We start from the raw sequence: 17,936 nt of genomic DNA, 5'->3' as shown, positions 1-17,936 counted from the left end.
TCTGTGGCTGGTGCCTGTGGTTGGTGCCTGTGGGCGCGGCTGTTGCGTTGGTTGTCTCCCTGGTTCGTTGGCGGCTGGCGCGTTTGTTGTTCGTAGGTGGTTGGGGTGCGTGCGGTGGCGTTGCGGTTGCGAGCACTGCACGGGGCTCTGCCCCGGACCCCGCCAATCTGATCAAAAACCGGGCCGGCGCCGTTCGCGGGTTGATGGCACGCCTGGTGCGTTGGGCGGCTGCCGGTTGCTTTGAGGGGGCGTCGGTGGGGCGGTTTCGTCACGAGCCGGGCCGGAGCGAGCCACACCCGAGGAGGGGTGTCAAACCGCCGAAGAGCGTGGCGGTTTGACACCCCTCCTCGGGCGCGGCCAGAGCTGAGGCACGACTCGTGACGAAACCGCCCCACCCAGCTCGTGTGCGAAAAGCCAAGGCAAAAGCGGCTCGCCTTCGGCGTCGCTACTGCTCGCCTTCGGCGTCGCTGGGGCGGGGCCTCGCCTTCGGCATCGCAGGGTGGACTGCTCGGCTTCGCCATCGCTTGGGCTTGCCTTCGGCTTCGCGGGACCGAGTGGCTCGCCCCGCCGACGCCCCGCCCGATATCCCCTCGCCCCGGCCGTCACTTCGCCGCGCCTGCGCCTTCGCCGACGCCCCGCCCCGCCTTCATCGCGCCTTCACCCGTCTCGCCCGTGCCTTCGTCGACGCTGCGCATCCGCTCTCGCCCCGCCGACGTTTCGTCGTCACCCCGCCTCGCCCGTGCCTTCGCCGACACCCCGCCTTCGCCCTCGCCTCGCCCACGCCGTGATCTCGCCCCTGCCCCTACCGTCCTTCCCGCTCCCCATCCCCTCGCCATCGGCCTCGCGGTCCGGCGACGGGCGTGCGAACTAGGGTGTAAGCGTGCGCATTCGTCGTGTTGTCACCACCCGCGCCGGTGGGGTTTCCAAAGGGCCGTACGAGTCGTTCAACCTCGGCGATCACGTCGGGGACGACGGGGAGGCGGTCGAGGCCAACCGGGCTCGTCTTGCCGCGGGGATCGGGTTGACGCCCGAGCGGCTGGTCTGGATGGAGCAGGTGCACGGGCGGACCGTCGCCACGGTGGACGGGCCTGTGGCCGAGGCGCTTGAGGCCACTGATGCTGTTGTGACGAAACGGGCCGGTCTCGGGTTGGTCGTGTTGACGGCCGACTGCGTGCCCGTGTTGCTCGGGGACCAGGAGGCCGGGGTTGTCGGGGCGGTGCACGCCGGGCGTGTCGGGGCTCGGGTCGGGGTGGTGGTCGAGGCGCTCAAGGCGATGATGGCGCTCGGGGCCGAGTTGGAGCGCATCGAGGTTCTGCTCGGGCCCGCTGTGTGCGGTGAGTGCTACGAGGTGCCCGCCGAGATGCAGAAGGACGTCGAGAAGCACCTGCCCGGTAGTGCGTCGAAGTCGCGGAAGGGCACGCCTGCGCTGGACCTGAAGGCCGGGTTGTGGAACCAGCTCGCCAGTGCCGGGGTCGGGAAGATCGGGGTCGACCCGCGGTGCACGTTCGAGGAGAAGGACCTCTTCAGCCATCGGCGGCAGGCGCCCACGGGGCGGCTTGCGTCCGTGATTTGGATTGAGTCGTGAACCGCGCCGAGGAGTTGCGGCAGAACCTCGCGGAGGTCGAGGAACGGATCGCCAAAGCGTGTGAGGCGGCGCGGCGCGAGCGAAGTGAAGTGATGTTGCTCGCGGTGACGAAAACCTGGCCGGCGAGCGATGTCGAGATCCTTTACGAACTCGGGCTGCGGAACTTCGCGGAGAACCGGGATCAGGAAGCGAGTGCCAAGGTCGCCCAATTGAGACATCTCGAAGGCGCGAGGTGGCACATGGTCGGGCGATTGCAGCGCAACAAAGCGAAGTCCGTCGTCGGGTGGGCCGATCAGGTCGACTCGGTCGACAGCGTCCGGCTGGCCGAGGCGCTGGCCAAGGCGGCGCGGGCCCGTGGGCGGACGTTGGACGTGTTGCTGCAGGTCAGCATCGACGGCGATACGTCGCGCGGGGGAGTGGCGCTGGGCGATGTGGCGGAACTCGCTGGCGTGATCGCTCGTTCGGGTGATCTTATTCTGCGGGGTGCGATGACTGTCGCGCCTTTGACGATGGATGCTTCGCAGGCGTTTCAAGCGTTGGCTTCGGTGGTATCTGGGCTACGTGATGATCATCCCACTGCCACCGGTGTGTCAGCGGGAATGAGTGGTGACCTGGAAGATGCCATCTCGCACGGATCTACTTGTGTGCGTGTCGGAACGGCGTTGCTCGGCAGCCGGCGACTAACCTCGCCATAGGTTGTCGGGAACCTCGGGACCGTCCGCACCGTCCCCTAAGAGTGGGGCACCGCCGAGGAGGGGCTGGAATGAGCGCTTTGCACAAGCTGAAGGCCTACTTCGGGATGGTCCCCGCCGAGTACGCAGACGACCCCGGCTACGACGACGACCGGGGCCGCTACGGCGACTACCGGCCCGAGTACGCGGCCGAGGCCGACGACTACGACCCCTACCCGCGGCGCAGTCGCGTGTTCACGCCGGGCCGGTCGGAGCTCCAGGGCTCCGGGTACCGGCCCGACATCGACGAGCCGGACGACTACGAGCCGGAGTCGCGGCGCGGGGGCACCCCCCCGAGCACGCGGCGCTGGAGCGCCGACGCACCCGTGCACGGCGCACTCGCGGTCGAGCCGCAGCGTGAACCCGTGAGCAGGCTGCGTCCTGTCGCCGCCGAACCGGCAGGCAACCCGATGGCGCGCATCACCACGCTTCACCCCCGTAACTACAGCGAGGCGCGCACGATCGGGGAGCACTACCGCGACGGCACCCCGGTGATCTTGAACCTGACCGACATGGACGACGCAGACGCGAAGCGCCTCGTCGACTTCTCAGCCGGACTCGCGTTCGCTCTGCGCGGGTCGATGGACAAGATCACCAGCAGGGTGTTCCTTCTCTCACCGCCGAACGTTGACGTCACGGCGGAGGACCGGAGGAAGCTGGCCGAGGGCGGGTTCGGCAACCACGGTTAGAGTTGACCCGTGGACCCGATCCGTCTCGTCATCTTCTACGTCCTCTTCGCGTTCTCGCTGTTCCTGACCGCGCGTGTCGTGGTCGAGATGGTGCGGACGTTCGCGAGGGAGTGGCGCCCAGCGGGCGGCGTAGCCGTGACGCTGGAGACCGTCTACACGGTCACCGACCCACCGGTTCGTGCACTCCGTCGGGTGATCCCGACTGTGCGGATCGGAGGCGTCGGGCTGGACCTATCGATTATTGTGCTGTGGCTGGTCGTTATCATTCTGATGCGATTCGCAGATCCCAGGTGACGGGGAACCGTGGGATGACCGCAGCCCAGGAGTGCGAGAGGTGATCCGATGCCGTTGACCCCCGCTGACGTGCACAATGTTGCATTCAGCAAGCCACCGATTGGCAAGCGGGGCTACAACGAGGACGAGGTTGATGCGTTCCTCGACCTGGTTGAGGGCGAGCTGGCCCGCTTGATCGAGGAGAACAACGACCTCCGTCAGCAGGTCGAGCAGCTCGACCAGCAGCTCGAGACCGCGCGTGCAGACCTCGACGACGCACGCGCCAAGGCTTCCTCCGGCCCCATGACGAGCCGCATGCCCGTGGAGGAGCCGCGCCGCCTGGCGCCGGTCCCGCCGCCCACGGTGATGGAGCAGACGTCCCCCGGTGGTGGCGGAGACCACCACGTGCAGGCCGCGAAGGTCCTGGGTCTCGCCCAGGAGATGGCGGACCGGCTGACGGGCGAGGCGAAGGCCGAAGCGGACGGCATGCTGTCCGAGGCCCGCACGAAGTCCGAGCAGCTGTTGTCCGAGGCTCGCGCCAAGGCCGACACGATGGTCAACGAGGCACGCACGCGTGCCGAGACCATGCTGAACGACGCGCGCACGCGTTCGGAGACGCTGGAGCGGCAGGCCCGTGAGAAGGCCACCGCGCTGGACCGCGACGCGCAGCGCAAGCACGCCGAGGTGATGGGCAACATCACCCAGGAGAAGAACACGCTCGAGAAGCAGATCGACAAGCTGCAGACGTTCGAGCGTGAGTACCGCACGCGATTGAAGACCATGCTCGAGTCGTCCCTGCGCGACCTCCAGGACCGCGGCCCGGCCGCTCCGTCCGAGGGTCGTTCCCAGGGCTACTCGTTCGGCGCACGCGCCGAAGCGGGCTGAACTACTGTTCGCTAGGTGCTCTTCGTAGTTCTGCTTCTGGTGTTGGCTGCCCTCGGGCTGCTCGTACCTGCGCTGACCACGTCCGACAACATCTGGGCGTGGTCGTCCGTGGGAGCGAGCGTGCTCGCCGCCCTGGTCCTCGCTTGGGACTGGTGGCGGCGGCGTCCGGGGGACCCCGCAGCCGACGCGCAGAGTGTAGATCAACTCGCTGCAGAAGATGATCAACGGGTGGCGGAGCCGGCGACAGCCGACACGCCGTCCGCTGACGAGGAACCACCGGAAGAGGACACGGACGCGGCAGACCTGCTCGTCGTGGCCGATCTGGTGGACGAGGTCCGGGTGCTGGACGAACGGCCCCGGTACCACCTGAGCTCGTGTTCCTGGCTCGCCGGGAGGCCTACTGTGGGCCTCCCGGTGCAGGAGGCACGACAGCTCCAATTCACGCCGTGCGCACTCTGTACCCCTGACGCGGTCCTGGTCCGCCGGAGCCGTTCCGCCTCCTGAGGGGGCTGTTCGGCCTTCCCGCGTCGTTTTCGAGGACGAGTGGTGCCTCGGCGGGCTGTGAACTCCCCATGCCACTGAAATCCGTGCTGGGTGCCGTGGCCGCCGCCACTTTCGTCCTGTTCAGCCCGGCGCCACCGCCTCCGAGGCGACGGACATCCCGAGTCTCAAAGGGGGGTGTTCCTGCTCACCCCGTTCCGGGCTTGGGACACGCGGAGTTTCCATCGCTTCGGACGTCAGCTGATCTTCGCGCCCCTCCCGCTGGACTAAGCGGGACAACGTCCCATATTGTAAGTGGGACAACGTCCCGCTTATTTGGGGAGAGAACATGCCGGTGACTTACGTACTGGTGCACGGTGCGTGGCACAGCGGACAGAGCTGGGCGCGGGTCGTGCCGCTGCTGGGGGCGAGCGGCAGGCGGGTGTTCACCCCGACGCTCACCGGTTACGGCGAGACCCGGCACCTGCTGAGCCCGGACACGGGACTCGGTACGCACACAGCCGACGTCGTGCGGCTGCTGGTGGAGGAGGACCTCCGCGACGTCGTGCTGGTCGGGCACAGCTATGCGGGCATGGTGATCTCCGCGGTGGCCAACGAGGTGCCCGAACGGATCGCGCGGCTGGTCTACCTCGACGCCATGGTGCCGGTCGACGGGGAGAGCGCGCTCGACGCGATGCCCACCGTCCGCGGCATGATCGGCGACGACTGGCGGATGCCACCGCCGCCCGCGCCGTTCGGGTTGTTCGGCATCACCGACCCCGCCGACATCGCCTGGCTCAACACGATGGTCTCCGACCAGTCCAGGCTGTGCCTGGAGGAGGCGGTCGCCATGGACAACCCGGCTCTGGACGCGATTCCGCGCACGCACATCCACTGCACGGTGAAACCGGTGGACATCGAGCTTCGTCCCGTGCCCGCCGTGCAGCCGAACGGGGAACCCGCCGACGTGCGTGAGCTGGCGGCGGGACACGACTGCATGATCACGGTGCCCGGCGAGCTGGCTGCGATGCTGCTCGACATCGGCGACCTGGCGGCCTCCCGGCTGTCCTCCGCGGTGGGAGCCGGTCGATAGGATGCGGGCATGAGCGACGTTCCCGGTGCCGCGGGGCAACCGCCGCGGCGCGCCGACGCACGGCGCAACGCCGGGAGCGTGCTCGAAGCCGCGGCCGCGGTGTTCGTCACCTCCGGCGTCGACGCGCCGATCCGCGAGATCGCCGCCCGCGCCGGGGTGGGAACGGCGACCATCTACCGCCACTACCCGACGCGTGCCGACCTGATCGTCGCCGTCTACCGCTCGCAGGTGCAGGCGCTCTCCGCGGCCGGGCCCGCCCTGCTCGCCGCAGAACCGAGCCCGCACCGGGCACTGGCGAAGTGGCTCGACCAGTTCGTCGACTTCGTCGTCACCAAGCAGGGGCTCGCGTCCGTGCTGCAGTCCAGCGAGTCGTGCTACGACCCGCTGCACGACTACTTCCTCGAACACCTCGTACCGGTGTGCACGCGGCTGCTGGCGGCAGCCGCGGCCACGGGTGAGATCGCTCCTGGCCAGGACCCCTACGAGCTGATGCGCGGTGTCGGCAGCATCTGCGCGGGCGCGCCGACGGGCGAGGGCATCCGCTACGACGTGCGGCACCTCGTGGGGCTGCTGGTCAACGGGCTGCGGAGCGTCCCGGCGGACGTCAGCGCCGGTAGCTGACCTTCGCGCGGAACTCGGTGTCCGGCTGGTCCCGGTAGTGGTGCTCGACGGCCGCTTCGAGCTCGCTGATGCGGCCGTCGGCGTCGTAGGCGATGTGGTCGACGGTGAACTCGGCCGCCTCGTCCCACCAGCCGAGCCCCCGGTTGACGACCAGAGCGCGCTGGTCGACGTAGCTGCCCTCGGTGATGCGCAGGCCGTCGTGACGGCCGAGCTCGATGACCAGGTACTCCCAGCCGGTGCTGTCCTCGCCCTGGACGCGGATCCGGTTCTCCTCCTCGTTGCGCACGGAGAACAACTCGGGCGGCGTCCAGTTGCCGGAACGGCCCTGAGTCGGGTGCGCACCCGCGTCGGAGTCCCAGATGATGTAGCCGGTGGGCGCCGCCGTGGCCGGTGTGGCGGTGGCAAGCAGCAACGCGGATACGGCCAGCGCAGTGCGAATCATGAGCTCCCCCTGGCGGTGGTGATCCCCCGATCACCTCGTCGGAAGTCTGGTGGAGCCGGTGATCGGCACGCCATGAGTGGTTCTACTCAGCCGAGGACGACCGGGTGGGCGGTGACGATGCCCGGCAGGCGTTCCCCGCTCGTCACGACGACCCGGCCCCGCGGTGTTCCCGGCAGCAGTGGCACGACCTAAGCGGTGTCCGCCGCGTCGTCGAGCACGATCAGCATCCGCCGGCAACGTGCGGTAGGGCGCTGTCTGCGCGTGCGGTTCCGGTGGGATGCCGTCGGAGGCGGGGGAGGACTGCGCAGGGACACCGCGAGGTCCCGCAGGGCCGGGGTCGAGGCCCAGCTCGTCGGCGAGCCGGTGCCGCGGCCGCGAAGGGTGGGCCAGCGCGTCGGACCGCCGGTCGGCGCCGGCCAACGCGTGCATCAGCTGATCCGCTGGCCGTTCGTCGAGCGGGCGTCCTACCGCGCGACCGGTGCACGCCCGCGGCCAGGCGTGCGTCGACGTGGCAGGGGTATGTCACCGGTCCAGGAACAGCAGCGTGCTCAGCAACGCCAGCAGCGCGAGGTCCACGACCACGCCGGTCGGTTTCGAGTCGAACCGCAGGCGCGTGATCGTGGCGCCGACCATCAGCAGCCCGAGCCCGACGGCGGCCGCGTGCGCCACCCACTCCCACGTGACCAGGCCGACCACCAGGCCCGCGGCGCCCGCCCACTCCAGCGCGCCGATCGTGCGCCACAGCGCCGGGTTCATCCGGAAGTGGTCGCGGGCCTCGAGTGACGCCTTCGCGCCGAACAGCTTGCCCGCGCCCGTCGCCACGAACAGCAGGGCCAGCGCGATCGACAACGCGACGGTCAACGTCATCGGGCGAGCATACGGTTTGCGCCTCCGGTTACCCTGTAACTCACAGGCACCGATCCGGCCATCACCGGGGAGCCTCCGGAAGAACAGGCGCGAGCCCCAGTAGAACCGGACGGGACCGGCCCGTCACAGCCGAAGAACGAGAGGCTCGTCAGCACGAGGACGAGCAAGCGGGGTGGTACCGCGGCAGGCCGAGCCACATCGGCGTGTCGTCCTCGCGTGTCGCATCTGACCGCGAGGAGCAGTGGAGATGGCCTACCCCAGGGCCGGAGCGAACGAGGTCCCGGCGCAGCCGTCCTTTCCGAACCTCGAGCAGGACGTGCTCGGGTACTGGAAGGACGACGAGACCTTCCAGGCGAGCATCGACCGCAACCCGGCGGGTGAGCACGGCGAGAACGAGTTCGTCTTCTACGACGGCCCGCCGTTCGCGAACGGGCTGCCGCACTACGGCCACCTGCTGACCGGCTACGTCAAGGACGTCGTGCCGCGCTACCAGACGATGCGCGGCAAGCACGTCGAGCGCCGGTTCGGCTGGGACACGCACGGCATGCCGGCCGAGTACGAGGCGGAGAAGCAGCTCGGCATCACGCAGAAGCACGAGATCGACGAGCTCGGCATCGAGAAGTTCAACGAGGCGTGCCGCACGTCCGTGCTGCAGTACACGGACCAGTGGCGTGAGTACGTGACGCGCCAGGCCCGCTGGGTCGACTTCGACAACGACTACAAGACGCTCGACCTCGACTACATGGAAAGCGTCATGTGGGCGTTCAAGGCCTTGTGGGACAAGGGCTTGATCTACGAGGGCTTCCGGGTGCTCTGGTACTGCTGGCGTTGCCAGACGCCGCTGTCCAACACCGAGACCAAGATGGACGACGCCTACCGCGACCGGCAGGACCCCGCCGTCACGGTCGCGCTGCGCCTGGAGTCCGGTGAGAAGGCACTGGTCTGGACGACCACGCCGTGGACGCTGCCGAGCAACCTCGCCGCCGCCGTGCACCCGGACGTCGACTACGTGACCGTGGTGGGCTCCGACGGCGACAGGTACCTGCTCGCCGAGGCCCGCGTCGCGGCGTACGCGCGTGAGCTGGGCGAGGAGCCCGAGGTCGTCGCGCGCCACAAGGGCTCGGACCTGGTCGGCAAGAAGTACCTGCCGCCGTTCGACTTCTTCGTGGGTCGCGAGAACGCGCACCAGGTCCTCGCGGCCGACTACGTGACCACCGACGACGGCACGGGCATCGTCCACATCGCACCGGCGTTCGGTGAGGACGACAAGGTCGTGACGGACGCGGCGGGCATCGAGGTCGTCGTGCCGGTCGGGCCGGACGGCAAGTTCACCGCGGAAGTGGCGCCGTACCAGGGGGTGCACGTCTTCGAGGCGAACAAGCTGATCATCCGCGACCTCAAGGAAGCGGGCCTGCTGCTGCGGCACGAGACCTACGACCACCCGTACCCGCACTGCTGGCGGTGCAACAACCCGCTGATCCAGCGCGCGCTGTCGGCGTGGTTCGTCGCGGTCACGCAGTTCAAGGACCGGATGGTCGAGCTGAACCAGCAGATCAACTGGGTGCCCGGCCACATCAGGGACGGCCAGTTCGGCAAGTGGCTCGAGAACGCGCGCGACTGGAACATCTCGCGCAACCGGTACTGGGGCTCGCCGCTGCCCGTGTGGACCTCGGACAACCCCGAGTTCCCGCGCACGGACGTGTACGGGTCGCTGGACGAGCTGGAGCGCGACTTCGGCGTGCGCCCGGACAACCTGCACCGGCCCTACATCGACGAGCTGACGCGGCCGAACCCGGACGACCCGTCCGGCAAGTCGGTCATGCGCCGGATCCCGGACGTGCTCGACTGCTGGTTCGAGTCGGGCTCGATGTCGTTCGCGCAGGTGCACTACCCGTTCGAGAACGCGAAGTGGTTCGAGGAGCACTATCCCGGGAACTTCATCGTCGAGTACAACGGGCAGACGCGCGGCTGGTTCTACACGCTGCACGTGCTCGCGACGGCGTTGTTCGACCGGCCGGCGTTCCGCGACTGCGTGGCGCACGGCATCGTCCTCGGTGACGACGGCCAGAAGATGTCGAAGTCGCTCAAGAACTACCCGGACGTCAACGAGGTCTTCGACCGCGACGGCTCGGACGCCATGCGCTGGTTCCTCATGGCGTCGCCGATCCTGCGCGGCGGCGACCTGGTCGTGACCGAGCGCGGCATCCGCGACGCGGTGCGCCAGGCGGTGCTGCCGCTGTGGAACTCCTGGTACTTCCTGGCGCTGTACTCCAACGCCGCCGGGAAGGAGGGCACGTGGCGCGTCGACTCGAAGAACGTGCTCGACCGGTACGCGCTGGCGAAGACGCACGACCTGGTCCGCGACGTGCAGGCGGCGATGGACGGCTACGACATCTCCGGCGCGTGCCAGCTGGTGCGCGAGTACCTGGAGGTGCTGACGAACTGGTACGTGCGCCGGTCGCGGCAGCGGTTCTGGGACGGCGAGCAGGACGCGATCGACACCCTGCACACCGTGCTGGAGGTCGTCACGCGCGTGGCGGCGCCGTTGCTGCCGTACACGACCGAGGTCGTGTGGCGCGGGCTGACCGGTGGCCGTTCGGTGCACCTGACGGACTTCCCGTCGGTGTCGGACGTGCCGGCGGACGACGCCCTCGTGGCGGCGATGGACGAGGTGCGCGACGTCTGCTCGACGGCGTTGTCGCTGCGCAAGGCGAACAAGCTGCGCGTGCGGCTGCCGCTGGCGCGCCTGACGGTCGCCTCCCCGGTGGCGGCGTCGCTGGAGGACTTCGCCGAGATCGTGCGCGACGAGGTCAACGTCAAGGAGGTGTCGCTGTCCACGGACGTCGACGCCTACGGCCAGTTCCAGCTCGTCGTGAACGCGCGTGCCGCCGGCCCGCGCCTCGGGCCGAACGTGCAGAAGGTCATCAAGGCCGTCAAGGCCGGTGACTGGTCCGAAGTGGACGGTCGCGTGGTGGCCGCGGGCGTCGAGCTGTTCGAGGGCGAGTACGAACAGCGCCTGGTGGCGACGGATCCCGCCGCCACGGCCGCTCTGCCGGGCGGCGCCGGTGTCGTCGTGCTCGACACGGCGGTGACGCCGGAACTCGAGGCCGAGGGCGTCGCACGTGACCTCGTGCGCGTGGTGCAGCAGGCCCGCAAGGACGCCCAGCTCGACGTGTCCGACCGGATCACGCTGACGCTGGACCTGCCGGACGCGGTGAAGGCCGCCGTGGAGCCGCACCTGCCGTTCGTGCAGTCGGAGACGCTGACGACCTCGGTGGTGTTCGGTGAGGGCACGTCCGAGGGCACGGTCGGGGACGGTGCCAAGGTGAAGGTCGCTGTCGCGAAGGCGTGATCGATACGTGAGCACTCGTCCCTAACGTCGCCATCGCCTGAGAGGGGGCGATGGTGAAGGTCAGAGGACTGGTGTTGAGCACGGCGTTCCTGGCGGCGTGTGTGGTGGGTTCGCCTGCCGCACACGCCGCCGCTGCGTGTGAGTGGGTCACGACACCCCTGCCGGTACCGGCAGGGGTCGTGTTCTACGGCGTGTACGCCGCGTCGGACAGCGGCGAATGGGTGCTCGGACACGGTGAGAACGCCTCGTACGAAAAGGGGACGTTCGTCTGGCGCAACGGAATGCCGACCGGTGAGTTCATCCCGCAGCTCGGAACGGTCGGTGATGTCAACGACTCCGGTGTCCTGGTGAGCAACGTCGGTGACGCCGGCTACCGGATCGGGAACGGTGTCCGGGAGCGCTTGGAACCGGCTCCCGGCACCTCCTGGTCGTGGGGCGAGCACATCAACAACGGGGGCGACGTCGCCGGCATGTCGGGCTTGCGCGGCCCGCTCCTGGTGTGGCCGGCGGGATCCACGACACCCAGGGAGCTGCCGAACACCCGCAACGGGCCCGATCGCGTTGTGAAGGGCATCGACGACGACGGCAACGTGGTCGCGGTGGAGTACGGACCGCCGGAGAAGTGGTCCAGCCACGTCTGGGACCGCGACGGGAACCGGACGGCGCTGGAGCCGCTGGCGGCGGACCACCGGGCGGAGGTGGAGTTCATCCGCAACGGCCGGATCTTCGGCAGGTCGGCGCCCCACGACGGGCAGCGGCCCGGCACCGTCGTCGAGTGGGGGCTGGACGGCGAGATCGTGCGCACCTTCCCGGAGTTCTCCCGCCCGGTGGACGCGAACGCCTCCGGGCACGTTCTCGGCCAGGTCTCCGTGGAGGGCGAGCACAACGCGGTGTGGCGGGAGCCGGGTCAGCTCGACACCCCGCCCGGCGTGCACGGACTCGTGCTGGCCGACAGCGGTGACGTCTACGGCAACGCGCGGAAGGACAACGAGCTCCAGCCGCGTCACGCGCGTTGTGGCTGACGCTTCGGGGTGAACAGGCGCCGCACCTGGCGCACGTACCACGACCAGCGGGCCGGGGCCTCCGGTTCCCGGCCCGCTGCTCGTTCGCAGGCGTCGAACAGGTCCTCCAGGCACGCGTCGTGCAGCCATCTGATCGCCAGCACCCAGCGCAGCCGGTCCACGAGGGCGAACCGGCCGATCAGCTCGTGTCGCAGAACCGTGCCGGACGCCGAGAGCGTGTGACTGCCCGACATGTCGACGAACTCGAAGGTGATCGACTCACCGGGCACGAACTCGGTGCAGCGGTAGCGGATCGGGCCGTGGCCGCCGTCGGCGCCGACCCCGAGCGGCCGGTCGAACTCCAGCTTGCCCCACGCCGGTGGCCAGAGCTCCTGGATGCGGTCGACGAACGGGCCCGCGGGCACGCCGAGGTCGCGGGTGTGGACGTTTTTGATCATGAGAGGGCCCTTCCATACGCTTCCGTATGTTGCTGGGCCGTACGGTAGCGTATGGAAGCGTGGTGCGGCGGAATCGTGATGACTGGACTGAGATAGCGCTGAGAGCGCTGGCCCAAGGCGGGCTCCAAGCCGTCGCGATCGAGCCCTTGGCGGCGCGGGCCGGAGCCACGAAGGGCAGCGTCTACCACCACTTCCCGAACCGCGAGGCGTTGCTGAAGGCGACGGTCGAGCGGTGGGAGCGGGAGCACACCGAGAAGGTCATCGAGCTCGTCGAGTCCGGGAAGACGCCGCACGAGAAGCTCAGGACGCTGTTCACCGTGGTGCTCGACCAGACCCGCAAGGGATCGGTGGAGATGGCGTTGCAGGCGAGCGCCGGCAACGAGGTGATCGCGCCCGTCCTCCAGCGCGTCACCGTGAAGCGGATCGGTTACCTGACCGAGCTGTTCGAACAACTCGGGTTCGGCGCCGAGCAGGCGAAGAAGCGGGCGCTCATCGCGTTCAGCCTCTACCTGGGGCAGGCGCAGATGTGGGCGAGCCTGCCCGGCCTCGTCGAACCGGTGCTCGACGAGGCCGTGCAGGTGCTCACCGCCCGGTGATCAGGCAGGGGTGATCAGGCAGCGGTCGCCCACAGCGCGGAGGCGATCACGTCCGCGTTCCGGTCGAGCGCCGTGGTGCTGACGTTCGCCGTGGTGTCGCAGGAGCGGTGGTAGCAGCGGTCGTAGGCCTGGCCGGCCGTGCCGCCCCACTTCTGCGCCTGGGCCGCGGTCTTGATGCCCTCGGCGCCGGTGAAGGTGCCGCCGACCGGGATGCCCGCGCGGGCGAACGCCGCGTGGTCGGAGCGGCCGCCGACGCTGGTCAGCTCGGTCTGGACGTTGAGCGCGGTGAAGCCCGCCTGGAGCCGCTGCTGCAGCGCGAGCGAGCCGGAGGGCTGGCCGGAGGCGCTGTAGACGAAGTAGCCGGGGTTGGGCGAGCCGGTCATGTCGAAGTTCAGGTACGCCTTGATCTTCGACCGGTCGGTGGTGTTCAGCGAGTTCACGTAGAACGTCGACCCGCGCAGGCCGAGTTCCTCGGCGCCCCACCAGCCGAACCGCACGTGCTTGGTCGGCTGGAAGCCCGTCGCCCTCATCTGCAGGGCGACCTCGAGCAGGGACGCGGACCCCGTGCCGTTGTCGTTGATGCCGGGGCCCGACGTGACGCTGTCGAGGTGGCCGCCGAGCATGACCGTGTTGCCGGTGTCGCCGCCGGGGTAGTCCGCGATCAGGTTGTAGCCGGTGGCGCCGTTGTAGGTGAACGACTGGACGCGAGTGGTGAAGCCCGCCGCGTCGAGCTTGCCCTTCACCCAGTTGATCGAGGCCAGGTACCCCGGTCGTCCGTGTGCGCGGTTGCCGCCGTTGGCGTTGGCGATGGACTGGAACTGGTTGAGGTGGGCTTGCACGTTCGCCACGTTGATGTCGGGCGCCGCCAGTGCCGACGGTGCGGCGGCTTGCGCCGTGGTTGCTCCGGCCACCGTCAAGGCGGCCGCCAGTGCGATCAGGATCCTCATGGTTCAACTCCGTGCAGGGTTGGGATTGAGCCACTGATCAACATGCTCCGTCGTGCATGGGCCCGCTAGGGGCGAACGGCTGGAGTTGTTGACTCGTCTGATTCGTCGGAATCGATGGTGATCAACCAGAATGGTCCGGGTGGGTGACGTCACGGTCGTGCTGGGTGTCGGTGCCGTCGTACTGCTGATCTCCGTGATCGCGGTGCGGGTGTCGACCCGCCTCGGCCTGCCCTCGCTGTTGCTGTACCTCGGCATCGGCGTGCTCCTCGGCGAGTCCGTCTTCGGCATCAGGTTCGACGACGCCGGCCTCACACAGTCCCTCGGCATCGCCGCACTGGTGCTGATCCTGACCGAGGGCGGCATCACCACCCGCTGGAGCGCGGTGAAACCCTCGCTGTGGCTGGGCGTCGCACTGTCCACAGTGGCCGTTGTGGTGAGCGTCGCCGTCACCGGTACGGCACTGCACTTCCTGCTCGGCCTCGACTGGCGGATCGCGTTGCTCTGGGGAGCGGTGCTGTCGTCCACCGACGCCGCGGCCGTGTTCAGCGTCCTGCGGTCGCTGGGTGTCGGGGCGCGGCTCACGGGCGCGCTCGAACTGGAGTCCGGTCTCAACGACGCACCGGTCTACATCGCCGTCGTGCTGCTGGCGTCCTCGGACCGGATCTCGTGGACCGCGCCGCTGCTGGTGGTCTACGAACTGGGCGCGGGAGCGCTCATCGGCATCCTGCTGGGCGTCCTGGGCGCCGCGGGGCTGAGACGCGCGGCGCTGCCCTCGACCGGTCTCTACCCGCTCGCCACCGTGGCCGTGTGCGTGATGGCCTACACGGCCGGCGACCTCGCGCACGCCTCCGGGTTCCTCGCCACCTACGTCGCCGCGCTGGTGCTCGGCAACGCCCGCCTGCCGCACCGCGCCGACACGCTCTCGTTCGCCGAAGGTCTCGGCTGGCTGGCCCAGATCGGGCTCTTCGTCCTGCTCGGCCTCTACGCCTCGCCGTCGCGGCTGCTCGACGTGCTGTTCCCCGCGCTGGTCGCGGGCGTGGTGCTGACGTTCGTCGCCCGGCCGTTGTCGGTGGTGCTGGCCTCCCTGCCGTTCAAGGTGCCGTGGCGCGAGCAGGCGTTCCTCTCGTGGTCCGGCCTGCGCGGCGCGGTGCCGATCGTGTTCGCGCTGATCCCGCTGATCCAGGGGGTCGAGGGCGCGCGACAGCTGGTCGACGTGGTGTTCCTGCTGGTCATCGTCCTGACGATCGTGCAGGGCACGACGCTGCCGTTCCTCGCGCGCCGCCTGGGGCTGGTGAAGACGGGGGAGGCGTTGGAGGTCCAGGTCGACTCCTCGCCGCTCGACGAGCTCGGTGCCGAACTGCTGCAGGTGCACATCCAGCGCGGGTCGAAGCTGCACGGCGTCTACATGTCCGAGCTGAGGCTCCCCGGCGGCGCCACGGTGAGCCTCGTGGTGCGCGGCGGGAAGAGTTTCACGCCACAACCGACGACCCGGCTGCAGACCGAGGACCAGTTGCTCATCGTGACGACGGAGGAGGCGCGCGAAGCCGCTGAACGGCGTGTCCGAGCCGTCGACAGGGCCGGTCGCTACGCGCGCTGGAAGGGCGAGACCGGCGAATGATCGGTCTGCGAGGCTTCCCAGCATGTGAATCGGGTGTCGACGAGCGCGTCACCCTCCGCTAACGTCGTCGGCAGGTCATGAGAGCCAGCGTCAAGCCCAAGCTTGCTGGCCGGCAACCCTCCAACCGCGGTGGGGTGCCCTTGGTGAGGACCTGGTCCGGCGCGTGGGGCGCCGGTCAAGCGCGGGCCTTCGCGACACGGGGCCCCTGGCCTCGGAGGCAGCTCGATGACGCTCGCGATCACCCCTGGAACCACCACTTCCGTCCCGGCCGTCGTCGGTGCCGACCTGCGGGTTCCCCTGGTGACCGGAGAGCGCGTCACCTACGCCAACCTCGACCACGCGGCGTCGGCGCCCTGCCTGCAGGAGGTGCGTGACGCCGTCGACGAGCTGCTGCCCTGGTACGCCAGCGTGCACCGCGGTGCCGGGTTCGCCTCCCAGGTCTCGACCCGCGTCTACGAGCAGGCGCGCGACCGCGTCCGCAGGTTCGTCGGCGCGCACCCCTCCGACACCGTCGTCTTCACCCGCAACACCACCGACTCGCTGAACCTGCTGGCGCGCAGCGTTCCCCGCAACACCGCGGTCGTCCTGTTCGACAGCGAGCACCACGCGGCGCTGCTGCCGTGGCGCGGGCCGAACGTCCAGCGCGTTCCCGCTCCGTCTTCGTCCGGCGCCGCGGTGGTGGCGCTGGACCGGGCTCTCGCCGCCGCCCCGGTCGGCCCTCGGCTCGTGATCGTCACCGGGGCGTCCAACGTCACGGGGGAGCTGTGGCCGGTGGCCGAGCTCGCGAAGGTCGCCCGCCGCCACGGCGCGCGCATCGCGCTCGACGCCGCGCAGCTCGCCCCGCACCGCCCGATCAACGCCCGTGAGCTGGGCGTCGACTACGTGGCCTTCTCCGGGCACAAGATCTACGCGCCGTTCGGCGCCGGCGTGCTGGTCGGCCGTGCCGACTGGTTGCAGCAGGCCCAGCCGTACCTCGTCGGCGGCGGCGCGACCTCGAAGGTCACCGACCACGGCGACCGCCTGGGCGTCGCGTGGTCCGCCGTGCCCGAGCGGCACGAGGCCGGCAGCCCGAACGTCGTCGGCGTGCACGCCCTCGCGGCGGCCTGCGAGATCCTGTCGCGGCACTGGGAGCAGACGGTCGCGCACGAGCAGGAGCTGCTGACGCGTCTGCGGGACGGCCTGCGCACGGTTCCCGGCTTCCGCGAGCTGTCGATCCTGACCGACGCCGACAAGGTCGGCGTCGTGAGCTTCACGATCAACGGTTTCGACGCGGGTTTCCTCGCGGCGGCGCTCTCCGCCGAGTACGGCATCGGTGTCCGCGACGGCGCGTTCTGCGCGCACGTGATCGTGAGCCGCCTGGTGAAGAAGGCCGGATCGCATGAACAGCGTGCCGTGCGCGCGTCGATCGGCCTCGGCACGACGGCCGAGCACGTCGACCGTTTGGTGGCGGCGTTGCGCACGCTCGTCACCGAAGGTCCGAAGTGGACCTACACCCGGTGCGACGGCCGCTGGGTGCCCGAGGACGACGGCCGAACCCTGCCGCCGTTCCTCGCGTAGTCCCGGTAGTGGACAATGACCTGGTGAGTGACGAGTCCAAGGCCGCGGAGAAGGTCTCCGGGAAGGCCGCTGAACCGCCTGCCGAGGTGCAGGTCAGCGAGCCCGAGGCGACCGTGATCGCGGCCGAGGAGCCCGCCGAGGCCGAGTCCCCCGCGGAGGCGGAGGACGACGAGGAGGGCTTCTCGATCACCGGCTCGCTGCCGGAGCCGAAGACCACGCTCCTCGCGGTGCTGGCGGGCGGCGTGCTGGCCCTGGACGTGCTCACCAAGGTCCTGTCCGTGGCGTTCCTGGAGGGTGCCGACCCGATCAAGGTCTTCGGGGGCGCGCTCTACCTGACGTTCGTCCGCAACCCCGGTGCCGCCTTCGGGCTCGCCGAGGGCTGGACGTGGATCCTGGCGCTGATCGCGCTGGGCGTCGTCGGGTTCATCCTCTGGATCTCGCGCAACCTCCGCTCGCAGGGCTGGGCCGTCGGCCTGGGCCTGGTGCTGGGCGGCGCCGTCGGCAACCTCGCCGACCGCCTGTTCCGCGAGCCGGGGCCGATGCGCGGCCACGTGGTGGACTTCCTGTCGCTTTTCGACCCGTTCGGCCGTGTGTGGCCGGTGTTCAACGTCGCCGACATGGCGATCGTCGGCGGTGGCGCCGCGATCATCGTGATGGCGCTCCTGCAGCACGACTACGACGGGACGGTTCACAAGGAGAAGAAGGTCGAGGACCCCGCTTGAGCGGATACCGAACGCTGCC

At 69.5% G+C, this 17,936-nt stretch carries 18 protein-coding genes, 1 pseudogene and 1 riboswitch; of the genes and pseudogenes, 14 read left to right on the top strand and 5 right to left on the bottom strand.

What is annotated here, in order from left to right; all coding sequences use genetic code 11:
- The first annotated feature begins 880 nt into the window (after positions 1–880).
- From pgeF to L6E10_RS08305, 8 genes are all read left to right on the top strand, one after another.
- A complete protein-coding gene (gene pgeF, locus L6E10_RS08340; protein ID WP_236218404.1) occupies positions 881–1,585 on the top strand; it encodes a peptidoglycan editing factor PgeF in 705 nt (234 codons plus the stop codon).
- Complete coding sequence (locus L6E10_RS08335; protein ID WP_236218402.1) at positions 1,582–2,280, top strand: YggS family pyridoxal phosphate-dependent enzyme; 699 nt, start codon at positions 1,582–1,584, stop codon at positions 2,278–2,280. Before pgeF ends, L6E10_RS08335 begins: the two co-directional genes overlap by 4 nt.
- 68 nt (positions 2,281–2,348) lie before the next feature.
- Positions 2,349–3,005 carry a cell division protein SepF gene (locus L6E10_RS08330; protein ID WP_236218400.1) on the top strand — a complete coding sequence of 219 codons (657 nt, stop codon included), beginning with the start codon at positions 2,349–2,351 and terminating at the stop codon, positions 3,003–3,005.
- 18 nt (positions 3,006–3,023) lie between these two features.
- Positions 3,024–3,299 carry a YggT family protein gene (locus tag L6E10_RS08325; protein WP_089950699.1) on the top strand — a complete coding sequence of 92 codons (276 nt, stop codon included), beginning with the start codon at positions 3,024–3,026 and terminating at the stop codon, positions 3,297–3,299.
- 48 nt (positions 3,300–3,347) lie between these two features.
- A complete protein-coding gene (locus L6E10_RS08320; RefSeq protein ID WP_089917266.1) occupies positions 3,348–4,163 on the top strand; it encodes a DivIVA domain-containing protein in 816 nt (271 codons plus the stop codon).
- A 15-nt stretch (positions 4,164–4,178) separates the two neighbouring features.
- Complete coding sequence (locus L6E10_RS08315) at positions 4,179–4,667, top strand: hypothetical protein (protein WP_236218398.1); 489 nt, start codon at positions 4,179–4,181, stop codon at positions 4,665–4,667.
- Between the two features lie 325 nt (positions 4,668–4,992).
- Positions 4,993–5,736, top strand: a complete 744-nt coding sequence (locus L6E10_RS08310) for an alpha/beta fold hydrolase (protein WP_236218396.1) — start codon at positions 4,993–4,995, stop codon at positions 5,734–5,736.
- Positions 5,737–5,745: 9 nt separating this feature from the next.
- Positions 5,746–6,357, top strand: coding sequence for a TetR/AcrR family transcriptional regulator (locus L6E10_RS08305; RefSeq protein WP_236218394.1), 612 nt, complete (start codon positions 5,746–5,748; stop codon positions 6,355–6,357).
- On the opposite strand, the gene L6E10_RS08300 is transcribed toward L6E10_RS08305, so the two are convergent.
- The 3 genes and pseudogenes from L6E10_RS08300 to L6E10_RS08290 all read right to left on the bottom strand — a co-directional run bounded on the left by L6E10_RS08300 (position 6,341) and on the right by L6E10_RS08290 (position 7,666).
- Positions 6,341–6,799 carry a hypothetical protein gene (locus tag L6E10_RS08300; protein WP_236218393.1) on the bottom strand — a complete coding sequence of 153 codons (459 nt, stop codon included), beginning with the start codon at positions 6,797–6,799 and terminating at the stop codon, positions 6,341–6,343. The genes L6E10_RS08305 and L6E10_RS08300 overlap by 17 nt on opposite strands.
- Positions 6,800–7,135: 336 nt before the next feature.
- Positions 7,136–7,249, bottom strand: a pseudogene (locus tag L6E10_RS41155) (BTAD domain-containing putative transcriptional regulator); the annotation flags it as partial.
- 72 nt (positions 7,250–7,321) lie between these two features.
- Positions 7,322–7,666 (bottom strand): DoxX family protein, encoded by a 345-nt coding sequence (locus L6E10_RS08290; RefSeq protein ID WP_236218391.1) that lies wholly within the window; start codon positions 7,664–7,666, stop codon positions 7,322–7,324.
- A gap of 247 nt (positions 7,667–7,913) precedes the next feature.
- Between L6E10_RS08290 and ileS the strand changes: the two genes are divergently transcribed.
- Together ileS and L6E10_RS08280 are read left to right on the top strand one after the other, a co-directional pair.
- A complete protein-coding gene (gene ileS / locus L6E10_RS08285; protein WP_236218389.1) occupies positions 7,914–11,018 on the top strand; it encodes an isoleucine--tRNA ligase in 3,105 nt (1,034 codons plus the stop codon).
- Between the two features lie 50 nt (positions 11,019–11,068).
- Complete coding sequence (locus L6E10_RS08280) at positions 11,069–12,040, top strand: hypothetical protein (protein WP_236218385.1); 972 nt, start codon at positions 11,069–11,071, stop codon at positions 12,038–12,040.
- Here L6E10_RS08280 and L6E10_RS08275 read toward each other — a convergent pair.
- Positions 12,022–12,477, bottom strand: a complete 456-nt coding sequence (locus L6E10_RS08275) for an SRPBCC family protein (RefSeq protein ID WP_236218383.1) — start codon at positions 12,475–12,477, stop codon at positions 12,022–12,024. The two genes, L6E10_RS08280 and L6E10_RS08275, sit on opposite strands and share 19 nt — an antisense overlap.
- Before the next feature lie 59 nt (positions 12,478–12,536).
- On the opposite strand from L6E10_RS08275, the gene L6E10_RS08270 reads away from it, so the two are divergent.
- Entirely contained in the window at positions 12,537–13,073 is a 537-nt protein-coding gene (locus L6E10_RS08270; RefSeq protein WP_236218381.1) for a TetR/AcrR family transcriptional regulator, read from the top strand.
- Between the two features lie 14 nt (positions 13,074–13,087).
- Here L6E10_RS08270 and L6E10_RS08265 read toward each other — a convergent pair whose 3' ends face one another.
- Positions 13,088–14,020 carry a M28 family metallopeptidase gene (locus tag L6E10_RS08265; RefSeq protein ID WP_236218379.1) on the bottom strand — a complete coding sequence of 311 codons (933 nt, stop codon included), beginning with the start codon at positions 14,018–14,020 and terminating at the stop codon, positions 13,088–13,090.
- A 139-nt stretch (positions 14,021–14,159) separates the two neighbouring features.
- On the opposite strand from L6E10_RS08265, the gene L6E10_RS08260 reads away from it, so the two are divergent.
- The 3 genes from L6E10_RS08260 (at position 14,160) to lspA (ending at position 17,917) form a co-directional block, all read left to right on the top strand.
- Positions 14,160–15,638 carry a potassium/proton antiporter gene (locus tag L6E10_RS08260; RefSeq protein WP_236218377.1) on the top strand — a complete coding sequence of 493 codons (1,479 nt, stop codon included), beginning with the start codon at positions 14,160–14,162 and terminating at the stop codon, positions 15,636–15,638.
- Positions 15,639–15,711: 73 nt separating this feature from the next.
- Positions 15,712–15,826: riboswitch (SAM riboswitch) on the top strand.
- Positions 15,827–15,863: 37 nt separating this feature from the next.
- Complete coding sequence (locus L6E10_RS08255; protein ID WP_236218375.1) at positions 15,864–17,195, top strand: aminotransferase class V-fold PLP-dependent enzyme; 1,332 nt, start codon at positions 15,864–15,866, stop codon at positions 17,193–17,195.
- 23 nt (positions 17,196–17,218) lie between these two features.
- A complete protein-coding gene (lspA, locus tag L6E10_RS08250) occupies positions 17,219–17,917 on the top strand; it encodes a signal peptidase II (protein WP_236218373.1) in 699 nt (232 codons plus the stop codon).
- The last annotated feature ends 19 nt before the right edge of the window (positions 17,918–17,936 follow it).

The sequence above is a fragment of the Lentzea sp. CC55 genome, assembly GCF_021056325.1.
Classification (GTDB): Bacteria; Actinomycetota; Actinomycetes; order Mycobacteriales; family Pseudonocardiaceae; genus Lentzea; species Lentzea jiangxiensis.
This window is presented reverse-complemented; position numbering and strand designations above follow the sequence as displayed.

Coding starts and splice junctions, on each gene's coding strand:
- L6E10_RS08330 (WP_236218400.1), top strand. CDS start 2,349: ATGAGCGCTTTGCACAAGCTGAAGGCCTACTTCGGGATGGTCCCCGCC.
- L6E10_RS08320 (WP_089917266.1), top strand. CDS start 3,348: ATGCCGTTGACCCCCGCTGACGTGCACAATGTTGCATTCAGCAAGCCA.
- L6E10_RS08310 (WP_236218396.1), top strand. CDS start 4,993: ATGCCGGTGACTTACGTACTGGTGCACGGTGCGTGGCACAGCGGACAG.
- L6E10_RS08305 (WP_236218394.1), top strand. CDS start 5,746: ATGAGCGACGTTCCCGGTGCCGCGGGGCAACCGCCGCGGCGCGCCGAC.
- L6E10_RS08300 (WP_236218393.1), bottom strand. CDS start 6,799: ATGATTCGCACTGCGCTGGCCGTATCCGCGTTGCTGCTTGCCACCGCC.
- L6E10_RS08290 (WP_236218391.1), bottom strand. CDS start 7,666: ATGACGTTGACCGTCGCGTTGTCGATCGCGCTGGCCCTGCTGTTCGTG.
- ileS (WP_236218389.1), top strand. CDS start 7,914: ATGGCCTACCCCAGGGCCGGAGCGAACGAGGTCCCGGCGCAGCCGTCC.
- L6E10_RS08280 (WP_236218385.1), top strand. CDS start 11,069: ATGGTGAAGGTCAGAGGACTGGTGTTGAGCACGGCGTTCCTGGCGGCG.
- L6E10_RS08275 (WP_236218383.1), bottom strand. CDS start 12,477: ATGATCAAAAACGTCCACACCCGCGACCTCGGCGTGCCCGCGGGCCCG.
- L6E10_RS08265 (WP_236218379.1), bottom strand. CDS start 14,020: ATGAGGATCCTGATCGCACTGGCGGCCGCCTTGACGGTGGCCGGAGCA.
- L6E10_RS08255 (WP_236218375.1), top strand. CDS start 15,864: ATGACGCTCGCGATCACCCCTGGAACCACCACTTCCGTCCCGGCCGTC.